Raw genomic sequence first — 12025 nt, forward strand, 5'->3', positions numbered from 1 at the left:
TGATGATCGAGGCACAGGTACTGACCAAACGGTATGGGGAGAAGACCGCGGTGGACCGGCTGGACTTCACCGTGAAGCCGGGGACCGTGACCGGTTTCCTGGGCCCCAACGGCGCGGGGAAGTCGACCACGATGCGCATGATCGTCGGACTGGACGCCCCGACGAGCGGCTCCGTGACGGTGAACGGCCGGCGCTACGCCCAGCACCGGGCCCCGCTCCAGGAGGTCGGCGCGCTCCTGGAGGCGAAGTCGATCCACCCGGGCCGCTCGGCCTACAACCATCTCAACGCGCTCGCGCTGACGCACGGCATCCCGCGCGGCCGTGTCGACGAGGTCATCGACCTCGCCGGGCTCGGCAGCGTGGCGAAGAAGCGGGCCGGGGCCTTCTCCCTAGGCATGGGCCAGCGGCTGGGCATCGCGGCGGCGCTGCTCGGTGATCCGCAGATCGTGATGCTGGACGAGCCGGTCAACGGCCTCGATCCGGAGGGCGTGTTGTGGATCCGCAATCTGCTGACCGGGCTCGCGCAGGAGGGGCGGACGGTGTTCGTCTCCTCGCATCTGATGAGTGAGATGGCACTGGTGGCGGACCACCTGATCATCGTGGGGCGCGGGCGGCTGCTGGCCGACACGACCGTGCGGGACCTCGTCCGCGAGGCGGGCGGCGACACCGTGCGGGTGGCGACCCAGGACCCCGCGCGATTGCGGGACGTGCTGGCGGGACCCGGCGTCGACATCACCGGCCAGGTCGGCACCGAGGAACTGCACGTCACCGGGATCAGCGCCCGCGAGATCGGGCTGAAGGCGGCGGAGCACGGCATCGCGCTGTTCGAACTGAGCCAGCGAACGGTCTCGTTGGAAGAGGCGTTCATGGACCTGACCAGGGATGCGGTGGAGTACCACGGCACCACGACCGGCATCGACACCCTTGGGAGGGTGGCATGAGTTCCCTTACCGCTACCCCCGAGCCCCGGCTCAGCCCGGCCGAATCGCCCCGCCCCGCCTACAGGGTGACCGGATGGCGCGTGCTGCGCTCGGAGTGGGCCAAGCTCTGGTCCCTGCGCTCGACATGGATCACGCTGACGCTCGGCCTGATGTTCCTGCTCGTGTTCGGACTGATCATTTCCTGGCAGTTCAACGCCGGAAACCTGGACAGCGACTTCGACACGTCCAAGGCCGTGGACTTGTCCCTGTTCGGTGTCCCCTTCGCGCAACTGGCCCTCGGAGTCCTCGGAGTGCTCGTGATGGCAGGGGAGTACTCGACCGGAATGATCCGGTCCACGCTGGCGGCGGTGCCGCGCCGGCTGCCGGTGCTGTGGTCCAAGGCGGCGCTGTACGGGCTGGTGGCGGCGGTGGTCGCCTCGGCCGGCGCGTTCGTGGCCTTCCTCGTCGGCAGCCAGATCGTCTCCGGCACCGAGGCGGCGCAGAGCCTGTCGGACGCGGGCGTCCTGCGGTCGCTGCTGGGCGCGGGCCTCTACCTCGGTCTGATCGGGGTGATCAGTGTGGGCCTCGGCGCGCTGCTGCGGTCGGTGGCGGGCGGCATCTCGGTGCTGGTCGGAGTGTTCGTCCTGCTTCCCGGGCTGACCTCGCTGCTGCCCAGCTCCTGGGAGGACAACATCAGCCCCTACCTGCCGAGCAACGCCGGCGAGTCCATGTTCGCCCTGACACACGACTCCACCACCCTGTCCCCCGGGGCGGGACTGGTGGTCTTCCTCGGCTGGACGGCGCTCACGCTGGCGGGCGCGGCCTACCGGCTCAAGCGCAACGACGTCTGACCGCCTGGACAGCAGACAGGTGACCTTCGTGAGCATCGACGACACCGGCGGTATGGGACCCCTGGTCGCCCGGCTGAACCGCGGCGCCCAGCGGTTGCGGAACGCGGACCGTGCCCGTCCCTGGGTGCTGGACACCGCCGTGGTCGTCGTGGCCGTCGTGATGTTCTGTCTGCCGGACGTACTGCCCGCGGGGAGCGGGGACGACGGTCCGCGCAAGATTCGTCTCACGCTCACCGAGCTGCCCCTGGCGGCGACGCTGGCGCTGCAGGCCGGGCTGGTACTGCCCCTGCTGTGGCGGCGACGGAGACCGCTGACTGCCTTCGGGGTCATCGCGGCCGTGTTCGTGCTCCAGTGGGCGCTCGGTGCCGGACTGCGCGCGGACATCGCCCTCTTCGTCGCCCTGTACAGCCTGGCCCTGCACGGCAGACTTTCGCAGCTGCCGTGGGCCGGCGCCGTCACGGCGGGGGCGATGACGCTGGCCGCGGTCCGGGTGTCGGCGTCCGTGCCCGTCTGGGACGCGCTGTTCTTCCTGTTCAGCACGGCGACTGCGGCCCTCGCGCTCGGCCTCGTGATCCGGTTCCGCCGGGCCCAGCTCGCCGGGTTGCGGGAGCGGGCGGCCCGGCTGGAGATCGAGCGCGACCAGCGCAGCAGGCTGGCGACCGCCACCGAACGCGCCCGGGTGGCCCGGGAGATGCACGACATCGTCGGCCACAACCTGGCCGTCATCGTCAGCCTCGCCGACGCGGGCGCGTACGCCGCGAACACCGCTCCGGAACGCGGCAAGGAAGCGCTGCACCTGATCGGCGACACCGGCCGCCAGGCCCTCGGCGAGCTGCGCAGGACGCTCGGCGTGCTGCGCGAGGCTGCGAACAGCCCGTCGTCCGGGCCTCCGCTCAGCCCGCAGCCCGGCATGACGGACATCGAGATGCTGTGTGCCGGCGTTCGGGCCGCAGGCCCCAGGGTCGTCTATCGGACCAGCGGTGACCTGGACGCCCTGGACCAAGGGGTGCAGCTGACGGCGTATCGCATCGTCCAGGAAGCCCTCACCAACGCGCTCAAGCACGCCGGCGCCGAGACCTGGGTGAATCTGTCGATCGCCGTCGAGGACACGCGACTGGAGATCCGCGTCCAGGACACCGGCGCGCCGGGCGGCCCGGCGACACCGCGCAACGAGGAAGGACACGGCCTGGTGGGCATGCGGGAGAGAGCGGCACTCTACGGCGGGATCGTGAGCGCGGGACCGTCGGGGGAGGGAGGCTGGAGTGTGGAGGTCACCCTCGACCTCACGCCCCAGGGAGGTGACCGGTGACCACGGTGCTCATCGTCGACGACCAGCCGCTCCAGCGCTACGCCTTCCGCCTGCTGCTGGAATCCGCCCCCGAGACCACCGTGCTGGGCGAGGCCGCGCACGGCACCGAAGCGGTCCGCCTCACGGCCGAACTGCGCCCCGACGTCGTCCTCATGGACATCCGCATGCCCGGCATGGATGGCATCGAGGCGACCCGCCGTATCGTCGCCGCCGGGGACCGCTCCCGCATCCTCGTCCTGACCACCTTCGACCTCGACGAGTACGTCCACGCCGCTCTGCGCGCGGGCGCCAGCGGGTTCCTGCTGAAGGACGTGCGCCCCGAGGAACTTCTGGCCGGTATCCGGGCCGTAGCCGCCGGGGATGCTGTGATCGCGCCCGCGCTCACCCGCCGTCTCCTGGACGAGTACGCCCAGCACGTCCCGGAACCGGTCGACGGCCCGGCCCAGGAAGCGAGGTTGAACGGTCTCACCGACCGGGAGCGCGAGATCCTCGTCGCCATCGGCAAGGGCTGGACCAACGGCGAGATCGCCGCCCACTTCGTCGTGGCCGAGTCAACGGTCAAGAGCCACGTCCGCAGCATCCTGTCCAAGATCGGCGCCCGCGACCGCATCCAGGCGGTGATCTTCGCCTACGACCTGGGACTCGCCCGCCCCAAGTCCGGCTGAGCGGCACCGCGTCCCGCCGACCGAGCGGCCGGCGGGACGCGGTGGACGTGGCGTGTGTCAGAACATGCCGTTGTCGTTGGCCGAGGTCTCGGGCACCTGCGTCGAGGCGTCCCAGTGCTCGACGATCTTGCCGTTCTGCACCCGGAAGATGTCGATCGCCGCGGTGCCGCGGTCGGTCGGGGAGACCGTGATGTGCGTGTGCAGCGTCACGAAGTCACCGTCGACGAGGACCCGCTTGAAGTCCACGTTCACGTTCGGCACCGCCTTTACGAACCCCGTCGCCCAGGTGACCCACCCCTCCTTGCCGTCGGCGACGTTGGGGTTGTGCTGGACGAGGTCGCCCAGGTAGCGGTCGGCGGCCTCCTGAGGCTGCTTCTGGTTGATACCGAGGTCCACGAAGCCGAGCACGATCCGCTTGTTGCGGGTCTCCTTGGCGGTGTGACCGGACGGCGTGGCGACCGTGGTGGACGACCTGGGTGCGGTGTCGGTGTCCGCGTTGGCGAACGCGGTGGTGCCTACGGTCAGTGCGGCCGTGGTGAGGACACCGACACCGACGAGAGTGACGCGGCGGCTGAGTCTGCGGGACTTCATGACTGTCTCCAGTGGGGTGTGGTGAAGTGCGGTGATTTCGGGGATTCAGGCTGCATCCACGGCCGCGGGCGGTGCCGGGGTGCGGTGGATGGGGGTCTGGGTGCCGGCGAGGGGGACACCGGTGCCGCCGTGTCGCGCGGCGATGATCTCGGCGGCGATGGAGAGGGCGGTCTCCTCGGGCGTGCGGGCGCCGAGGTCGAGGCCGATGGGTGAGCGGAGCCGGGCCAACTCGCGCTCGGTCAGGCCGGCTTCACGCAGCCTGCGCTCGCGGTCGGTGTGGGTGCGGCGGGAGCCCATGGCGCCGATGTAGGCGACCGGCATGCGCAGGGCCTGCTGGAGGAGGGGGATGTCGAATTTGGCGTCGTGGGTGAGGACGCACAGGGCGGTGCGGGTGTCGGTCTGGGTGTTGCGCAGGTAGCGGTGGGGCCAGTCGACGACGATCTCGTCGGCCTCGGGGAAGCGGGCGCGGGTGGCGAAGACGGGGCGGGCGTCGCAGACGGTGACGTGGTAGCCGAGGAACTTGCCGGCGCGGACGAGTGCGGCGGCGAAGTCGATGGCGCCGAACACGATCATGCGGGGTGGCGGGGCGTGTGTCTCGACGAGCAGGGTCAGGCCGCCGGGACAGAGGGATCCGTCTTCGGAGAGTTCGACCGTGCCGGTGCGCCCAGCCCGCAGCAGCCCCTGCGCTTGGGTGGCGGCTGCGCGTGCCAACTCGGGGCGGTCGTCTGTGTGCGAGCTCTCGTGGGTGCCGTCGGCGTGGACGAGCAGGCTTGCGCCGAGGAGGTCGGCCGGGCCGCGGACGATCCGGGCGAGGGCCACGGGTTCGCCGCGGCTGATGGCGCTCACGGCGGAGCCGAGCACAGCCCTGGTCGGCGCGTCGGTGGTGACGGGTGTGACGAGGATGTCGATGGTGCCGCCGCAGGTCAATCCGATGGCGAAGGCGTCCTCGTCGCTGTACCCGAACCGCTCGATGCGGCTCCTGCCGTCCTGGAGCGCCTGTCTGCACAGGTCGTACACCGCCGCCTCGACGCACCCGCCGGACACCGATCCGACGGCCGTCCCGTCGCTGTCCACGGCGAGGGCCGCCCCGAGCCCGCGCGGCGCGCTGCCGCTGACGCCGACGACGGTCGCCACCGCGAACTCCCGGCCCTCTTCGAGCCAGCGACCCAATTCTCGGGAAATATCAAGCACTTGGTTACTCCGTGGACAGGGCCCGATCAGTACGGGAGGGCGCCTGGATGCGTCAGGGCACGCCAGACCGCGCCAGCGAGGAGAGTGGAGGACAATGCGGACCTGCGGGGGTCTCGCCCACTGATGCGCACGTGGAGGGCGTTATGGTGGATATAAGCGGACTGGTGTCCGCTAAGTCAGAACGTAGCGGACAGTTATCCGGTTAGCAAGGGTTGTGGGCATGAGCCCCGGAGGAGGGGAAGTGGACTCCAGGAACGACGGGCCTCAGCGCTCGGACGCGCAGCGCAATCGGGAGCGAATCCTGGAGGTGGCGCTTGCCGAGCTGTCGCGCGCCGAGGACGTCCCGCTGAGCCTGATCGCCAAGAAGGCGGGGGTCGGGCAGGGCACGTTCTATCGCAACTTCCCCAACCGTGAAGCGCTCGTCCTGGAGGTCTACCGTCACGAGGTGATGGTGCTCACCGACGCGGCGGCGGAACTGCTCAAGACCCGGGCTCCGGACGAAGCGCTGCGTGAGTGGATGGAGCAGCTCGCCCGCTTCGCCGTCGCCAAGGTCGGCCTGTCGGACGCGATGCGGCAGATCGTCGGAACGTCGGCCGGCCCGGCCCAGCCGGGCTACGCGCTCGTGGTCGAGGCGATCGAGGCGCTGCTCGCCGCCAATCACGAGGTGGGCACCCTCCGTCCGGGGCTGACGGCCGACGACTTCATCCTGGCCATCGCCGGCATCTGGCAGATCGACTCCAGCGGGGACTGGCAGGCCCAGAGTGCGCGGCTTCTGGATCTCGTCATGGACGGGCTGTGTGCGGGGGCGCCCGGGCCTGGCTGATGGCCCGAAGGTCGGCTCCTGTGTGACCGAGCTTGCGAAGCGGACAGGTGTCCGATACGGTTTCGTATCGGACACCTGTCCGCTTATCTCTGTCGCGCGTGGAGGATTCCCCCACCATGAACTTGCTCATCCTCGGCGCGACCGGTCCCACCGGTCGCCAACTCGTCGACCTCGCCCTGCGATCTGGTGACTCGGTCACGGCCCTCGTACGCAACCCAGCGGCCCTCGGCGATCTGGCGGACCGGATCACCGTCGTCATGGGAGACGCCACCTCGCAACGCGATGTCGCGGCAGCCGCCCTGGGACAGGACGCCATCATCTCCGCACTGGGCCAGGGCAAATCACTGAACCCTGACGGCCTCTTCGACCGCGCGTCCGCAGCTGTCGTCGGCGCGGCCAAGGAGCAGGGGGTCTCCCGCCTGGTGTGGATGTCGTCCTTCGGCGTGGGGGAGACTTTCGACTGGGCGACCCCTGTGCAGAAGACCATGTACCGCACACTGCTGCGCCGGGTCTACGCGAACAAGAAGATCGCCGACGACCGCATCCGAGCCAGCGGCCTGGACTGGACGCTGGTCTTCCCGACCGGGCTGAACAACCGCCCCGCCAAGGGCACTTACCGCGTCGACGACCGGATCAAGATGAAGGGCGCCCGGATGATCAGCCGTGCCGACGTCGCTGCCTTCATGTACCAGGCGGTGCACGGCAGTGAGTGGATCCGGCGTGACGCGGTGATCACCGACTGACGGCGGTCGAGGGCTCCCGGACCTACTCGACGGTGGCAGGAGCGATGTTCTTGTTGTGGCGAAGCAGGTTCCGCGGATCCCATACGGCCTTGATCTCGGCGAGTCGCCGGTACTTGGCCTCACTGCCGAACACCCCCCGTCGCCAGGCCTCGCCCATGTCCTGGGTGAGGTTGGTGTAGGCGTTGGGAAGCGTGTACGGGCGCAGCGCTGACACAGTCGCGTCGGCCCACTTGTCGAACTGCGCGTCGTGGTCCCGCTCCGTCCACACCGGGGCGCACTCCCACAGCCAGGAGGCCCCGGTACGAGAGAAGGCGGTGGCGTCCTCGCCGACGTCCTCGGAGATCGCGCCGCCCAGCGACCAGACGTTGATCGTGCTCATCGTGCCCGGTGTGTCCGGCACGTCGGCCAGCCGCTCGAGCAGTGCGTCGACCACAGGTTGGTCGAGTGTGGCGAGGTAGCCGCCCCGGATCGTCGTGCGCCGGCCGTACGGGACGATTGCGTCCAGCATGCTGTTCGTTGCGAGCCAGGTGGTGGGCCCCACGGTGTTGAGGACGGGCGTGCCGAGCATGGAAAGCCGCTCGATGACTTCCTCCGCGTTCTGGAGCGGCCCGGTGTAACAGGGGATGAGGATCAGGACCGGTTTGCCGTGCGTCGCCTCGGTCAGCTCCGGCAACGGGGGCGCGACGGTGAGCGTGGTCCCGAGGCCGAGTTCGCGGGGTGCGTCGGCCATCAAGGCGTGCAGCTTCGACAGTACGGCGGCGGCCTGTTCGCCGGGGAAGACGATCTGGCCGGAGACGACGCCGGGGCCCAGGGGGTGCGCGCGGTACTCGAAGGCGGTGACGACGCCGAAGTTGCCGCCGCCTCCGCGCAGGGCCCAGAACAGGTCCGGGTTCTCCTTCTCGTCCGCGCGGACCTTCCGGCCGTCGACGGTGATCATCTCGCAGGCCAGCAGGCTGTCGACGGTGGCCCCGAAGCGGCGCATCAGGTGGCCGATACCGCCGCCGAGGGTGAGTCCCGCGATGCCGGTCGTGGTGACCGTGCCGGACGGCACCACCAGGCCGTGTTCCTGGGTGGCTGCGTCGAGTTCGCCGAGTACGACACCGGCCTGGGCCCGCACGGTACGGGTTTGCGGATCAACGCTGGTCTCCCGCATGCCGGACAGGTCCAGGACGAGTGCGCCGCCCGGCATGGCGTGGCCGTCGGCGCCGTGGCCGCCGCCGCGCACCGCGACAGGAAGGTCGCGCGCTGAGGCGTACCGCAGGGCTGCGGCGACGTCGTCCTTGTCGGTGCAGCGGGCGATCAGCGCGGGGGTCGTGTCGGCGGTACGGCCGTTGAAGACGACCCTGGCATCCTCGAAACCGTCGTCCCTGCTGCGCAGGACAGAGCCTCGGAAGCCGTCCGCGAAGTCGTCGTAGGCAGGCAATGTGGGGATGGAGCTGGTCGGGCTCACGTGTGCCTTTCTGAAGTGGTTCCCGCGTCACTCGAGGTCGGAGAGGTCCTCCGGCGTGAGGGCGATCGACCCGGCGGCTATGTTCTCCGCCAGGTGGACGGGAGACCCCGTGCCGGGGATGGCGAGGGTGACGGGGGAGGAGGCGAGCAGCCAGGCCAAGGCGATCTGGCGGACCGTGGCGCCATGGCGCTCGGCGACCCGTGCCAGACGGTCGGCGTCGACGTCGCTCGTGCCACCGCCGAGCGGGAAGAACGGCACGAAGGCGATGTTCGCCTCTTCGCAGGCCGCCAGGAGCTCGGCGTCGTCGCGCTTGCCGGCGTGGAAGTGGTTCTGCACGGCGGCGACCGGCGCGATCGCGCGGGCCTCGGCGAGGTGCTCCGTGTCGACGTTGCTGAGGCCGAGATGGCGGATAAGGCCCTCCTCGCGCATCGCGGCGAGTGTCTCGAAGCGTGCGGCGAGGGACTCGCCGTGGGGCGGTTCCATCGTGCCGATGCGCAGGTAGACGAGGTCGAGGCGGTCGACGCCGAGGGTCTTGAGGTTCGCCTCGATCATCGGGCGCAGGGCGGCGGGGTCGGTGGTCTGGTGCAGTCCGCCCTCGGGGGTGTCCGACGGGCCGACCTTGGTGGCCAGGACCAGATCGGCCGGGTAGGGCTGCAGCGCCTCGTGGATCAGGGCGTTGGCACTGACGGTGCCGTCGTCACTGCGGTAGAAGGAGGCGGTGTCGATGTGGTTGACGCCGAGCTCGACGGCGCGGCGCAGGACCGCGCGGCCGGCTTCGGGGTCGCGGGCCGGACCGGTGAAGCCGTTGGTGGACAGTCGCATGGCTCCGAAGCCGATGCGGTTGATCGGCAGGTCACCGCCGAGCAGGAAGGTGGGGGAAACAGGGTTCATCGTCGGTCCGTTCGGAACGCCGCCACGGAATGTGGCGGCGGAAGTCGTGCGTGCGTGGTGATGCTTGACCCGTCGTCAGTCGGTGATGACGGCGTCGCGGTGGATCCACTCGGGGCTGTGGGCCGCCTTGTACATGAAGTCGGCGACGTCCGCGCGGCTGATCGTCGGGTTGCCCTTCATGGGGAGACGGTCGCCGACGAGGTAGGTGCCCTTGGCGGGGTTCTTGGTCAGCATGGTCGGGTAGACCAGTGTCCAGTCCAGGCCGCTGGAGCGGATCTCCTTCTCGGAGAGCTCCTTGTTGGCGTAGATGTTCCGCAGGAACGTGCTGTACATGACCTTCTGCATGGGGCTCGCCGACCGGTAGGTGTCACCTACGCCGAACGAGGACAGCCACACCAGGCGGGAAATGCCCATTTCCCTGGCCGCGCCTGTCACGGCCGTCGCGGCACGCGTGAACAGGTCGTCGGCGCGCACGGACGTGCTCCGGCCGAGAGCCGAGACGACGACATCCTGCCCGGCCATGGCCTTGGCGACATCGCGCTGCGAGGTGGCGTCTCCGGCGACGACGGTGACCTGGCCCGCCAGGTCCTCCAACGCCTCCGGCCTGCGCGCGAGGACGGTGACGGTGTCGCCACCCGCGAGGGCCAGATCGACGACGTGGCGGCCAGTGGGCCCGGTCGCTCCGAGGATGAGCAGATTCATGGCGTGGAACCTTTCGTGAGGTGTGTGCGGAGCCTAAGCGGACAACTGTCCGTTGCGCCTTCTAAACGTACCGGACAGCTATCCGGTTAGCAACCGCACGCTGCGTCGAGGCGGCTGTCGCGGGGTGTGCTCCAGGGGTTCAGTGGTGGGGCGCGCGTCCGCTCTGCTGTCACTCCAACGGTCCAGCGCGAAGCGCTGTGCATGGCTTCATGGCGAACGATGAGGTTCGGACCGCTTGCCAACCGGACACCTGTCCGCTACGTTGCTCCCTAGCGGACAATAGTCCGCTTAGGTTGGCCGCATCAGCGGCCTCGGCCCCGGCGAGCACCTTGTGAGGCCGTCCCGGCCACCACGGCGGACACTCCGGCCCGGTGTGGCGGGTGATCGCTCGCCGACGCCGGCACCCCCCGTCCATCGAGTCGAGGCGCGCGGCTCACCGCTGCCTTTCAGCCCCGTTCTCGAGTCGAAGAGATTGGCAACACCATGACCGACCCCCGCATCGTGCTCCGCAACGGCCACGTCATCGACACGGAGCCCGAACCGGTCGTCCACTCCCACACGGACGTCCTGATCGAGAACGGCCGGATCACCGCCGTAGGCCCTGACCTGCCCGCGGAAGGCGCCACCGTCATCGACGCCACCGACCGGATCGTTCTCCCCGGGTTCGTCGACACCCACCGGCACGTGTGGCAGTCGGCGCTCCGCAGCGCGGCCGTGGACATGGACCTCATGGGTTACCTCGGTGTCATGGGGCAGCTCGGTGCGCGACTGGGGCCGCAGGACATCCACGCCGCGACCCTGGTCGGCGCGCTGGAGAGCCTCGACTCCGGCATCACCACCCTGATGGACTTCTCGCACGCGCTGCACACCCCCGAGCATGCCGACGCGGCTGTCGACAGCTTGCGGGCGGCAGGGCTGCGCGCCGTCTTCGGCTATGGCTTCCCTCTCACCGGAGCCGGGAACTACGCCGATGCCCGCCGGATCCGTGCAGAGCGGCTGGGTGACGACGACGCGCTCGTCACCATGGCGCTCGCCCCGCTCGGGCCGTCGTACACGCCGGCCGAGGTGGTGGCCGAGGACTGGCGTCTGGCGGCCGAGCTGGGTCTGCCGGTCACGTTCCACGTCAGCGCCGGTCCCGTCGCCACGCAACCGGTCTCCGTTCTGCGCGAGCAGGGTCTGCTGGACGTCAAGGCCCTCTACGTGCACGGCAACTCGCTCGACGACGACGAGCTGAAGCTGATTGCCGACTCCGGTGGTACCGCCTCGGTCACGCCGAGCACGGAGGCGATGCTGAGCATCGGCCGGCCTGTCACGGGCCGCTACCGCCGCGCCGGCGTCACCACCGGGCTCGGCGCCGACGCTGTGACCTCCGCGCCCGGCGACATGTTCTCCGTCATGCGGGCCGCGCTGATCGCCAGCCAGCTCGCCGACGACGCCGACCAGCGGCTGAGCGTCAAGGACGTGCTGCGGATGGCCACACTGGACGGTGCCACCGCGCTCGGGCTGGCCGACCGGATCGGCTCGCTGCGTCCCGGCAAGCAGGCCGACGTCATCCTGCTCCGACTGGACGACCTCAGCCTCCTCACCGCCGACCGTGATCCGATCGCGGCCGTGGTCACCGCCGCCCACCCCCAGAACGTGGACACGGTCCTCGTCGCCGGACAGGTGGTGAAGTCCGAGGGTCGGCTGGTCAACGGTGACCTCCCCCGGGCGGCCCGGGCCCTGCGGGCCGCGGCGGCCGTCGTCAACGGCAGCTGACCGCGGCCCGTCCAAGAACGACCCGACGACCGGTCGGCGATGCCGACCGGTCCAGCCGGGCCAACTGGCCCTCCGCTCCAAGACAGCTGTCATACCCGACCTGGTGCGCGCGGGTATCGCGCTGCTCGCTC

12 protein-coding genes are annotated in these 12025 nt (G+C 70.0%); 7 read left to right on the forward strand and 5 right to left on the reverse strand.

All coding sequences use genetic code 11. The features are described 5' to 3' along the window. The first annotated feature begins 2 nt into the window (after nucleotides 1-2). The 4 genes from SSP08S_RS17015 to SSP08S_RS17030 are packed head-to-tail and all read left to right on the forward strand — an operon-like array spanning nucleotide 3 to nucleotide 3745. Nucleotides 3-941, forward strand: coding sequence for an ABC transporter ATP-binding protein (locus tag SSP08S_RS17015; RefSeq protein ID WP_019068812.1), 939 nt, complete (start codon nucleotides 3-5; stop codon nucleotides 939-941). Beyond that, on the forward strand, nucleotides 938-1771 hold the full coding sequence (locus SSP08S_RS17020; RefSeq protein ID WP_026178562.1) for an ABC transporter permease: 834 nt from the start codon (nucleotides 938-940) through the stop codon (nucleotides 1769-1771). Before SSP08S_RS17015 ends, SSP08S_RS17020 begins: the two co-directional genes overlap by 4 nt. A 19-nt stretch (nucleotides 1772-1790) precedes the next feature. Continuing rightward, nucleotides 1791-3080, forward strand: a complete 1290-nt coding sequence (locus tag SSP08S_RS17025; protein ID WP_019068814.1) for a sensor histidine kinase — start codon at nucleotides 1791-1793, stop codon at nucleotides 3078-3080. Continuing rightward, entirely contained in the window at nucleotides 3077-3745 is a 669-nt protein-coding gene (locus tag SSP08S_RS17030) for a response regulator (RefSeq protein ID WP_019068815.1), read from the forward strand. Before SSP08S_RS17025 ends, SSP08S_RS17030 begins: the two co-directional genes overlap by 4 nt. Before the next feature lie 57 nt (nucleotides 3746-3802). Here SSP08S_RS17030 and SSP08S_RS55405 read toward each other — a convergent pair whose 3' ends face one another. Together SSP08S_RS55405 and SSP08S_RS17040 are read right to left on the reverse strand one after the other, a co-directional pair. Next, nucleotides 3803-4336 carry a nuclear transport factor 2 family protein gene (locus tag SSP08S_RS55405; RefSeq protein WP_019068816.1) on the reverse strand — a complete coding sequence of 178 codons (534 nt, stop codon included), beginning with the start codon at nucleotides 4334-4336 and terminating at the stop codon, nucleotides 3803-3805. Nucleotides 4337-4381: 45 nt separating this feature from the next. Beyond that, the gene (locus SSP08S_RS17040) at nucleotides 4382-5527 is read right to left on the reverse strand and encodes an XdhC family protein (protein ID WP_043259497.1); all 1146 of its coding nucleotides are present in this window, start codon (nucleotides 5525-5527) and stop codon (nucleotides 4382-4384) included. Between the two features lie 241 nt (nucleotides 5528-5768). Between SSP08S_RS17040 and SSP08S_RS17045 the strand changes: the two genes are divergently transcribed. Both SSP08S_RS17045 and SSP08S_RS17050 read left to right on the forward strand, forming a co-directional pair. Next, a complete protein-coding gene (locus SSP08S_RS17045) occupies nucleotides 5769-6350 on the forward strand; it encodes a TetR/AcrR family transcriptional regulator (RefSeq protein WP_019068818.1) in 582 nt (193 codons plus the stop codon). Between the two features lie 116 nt (nucleotides 6351-6466). Next, on the forward strand, nucleotides 6467-7093 hold the full coding sequence (locus SSP08S_RS17050; RefSeq protein WP_019068819.1) for an NAD(P)-dependent oxidoreductase: 627 nt from the start codon (nucleotides 6467-6469) through the stop codon (nucleotides 7091-7093). 22 nt (nucleotides 7094-7115) lie between these two features. On the opposite strand, the gene SSP08S_RS17055 is transcribed toward SSP08S_RS17050, so the two are convergent. From SSP08S_RS17055 to SSP08S_RS17065, 3 genes are all read right to left on the reverse strand, one after another. Further along, a complete protein-coding gene (locus SSP08S_RS17055) occupies nucleotides 7116-8543 on the reverse strand; it encodes an FAD-binding oxidoreductase (protein WP_245607894.1) in 1428 nt (475 codons plus the stop codon). Nucleotides 8544-8570: 27 nt separating this feature from the next. Further along, nucleotides 8571-9434: an aldo/keto reductase gene (locus tag SSP08S_RS17060; RefSeq protein ID WP_019068821.1), complete on the reverse strand. Its 864-nt coding sequence runs from the start codon at nucleotides 9432-9434 to the stop codon at nucleotides 8571-8573. 75 nt (nucleotides 9435-9509) lie between these two features. Next, nucleotides 9510-10136 (reverse strand): NAD(P)-dependent oxidoreductase, encoded by a 627-nt coding sequence (locus SSP08S_RS17065; RefSeq protein ID WP_019068822.1) that lies wholly within the window; start codon nucleotides 10134-10136, stop codon nucleotides 9510-9512. A 483-nt stretch (nucleotides 10137-10619) separates the two neighbouring features. Between SSP08S_RS17065 and SSP08S_RS17070 the strand changes: the two genes are divergently transcribed. Next, a complete protein-coding gene (locus tag SSP08S_RS17070) occupies nucleotides 10620-11894 on the forward strand; it encodes an amidohydrolase family protein (protein WP_019068823.1) in 1275 nt (424 codons plus the stop codon). Nucleotides 11895-12025 lie beyond the last annotated feature (131 nt).

Origin of the sequence: Streptomyces hokutonensis, from assembly GCF_000376565.1 — a bacterium.
In the GTDB taxonomy this organism is placed as follows: domain Bacteria; phylum Actinomycetota; class Actinomycetes; order Streptomycetales; family Streptomycetaceae; genus Streptomyces; species Streptomyces hokutonensis.

Excerpts from the sequence above, each read along its gene's own strand:
- SSP08S_RS17060 (WP_019068821.1), bottom strand. The coding sequence starts at position 9,434 with ATGAACCCTGTTTCCCCCACCTTCCTGCTCGGCGGTGACCTGCCGATC.
- SSP08S_RS55405 (WP_019068816.1), bottom strand. The coding sequence starts at position 4,336 with ATGAAGTCCCGCAGACTCAGCCGCCGCGTCACTCTCGTCGGTGTCGGT.
- SSP08S_RS17015 (WP_019068812.1), top strand. The coding sequence starts at position 3 with ATGATCGAGGCACAGGTACTGACCAAACGGTATGGGGAGAAGACCGCG.
- SSP08S_RS17065 (WP_019068822.1), bottom strand. The coding sequence starts at position 10,136 with ATGAATCTGCTCATCCTCGGAGCGACCGGGCCCACTGGCCGCCACGTC.
- SSP08S_RS17050 (WP_019068819.1), top strand. The coding sequence starts at position 6,467 with ATGAACTTGCTCATCCTCGGCGCGACCGGTCCCACCGGTCGCCAACTC.
- SSP08S_RS17020 (WP_026178562.1), top strand. The coding sequence starts at position 938 with ATGAGTTCCCTTACCGCTACCCCCGAGCCCCGGCTCAGCCCGGCCGAA.
- SSP08S_RS17070 (WP_019068823.1), top strand. The coding sequence starts at position 10,620 with ATGACCGACCCCCGCATCGTGCTCCGCAACGGCCACGTCATCGACACG.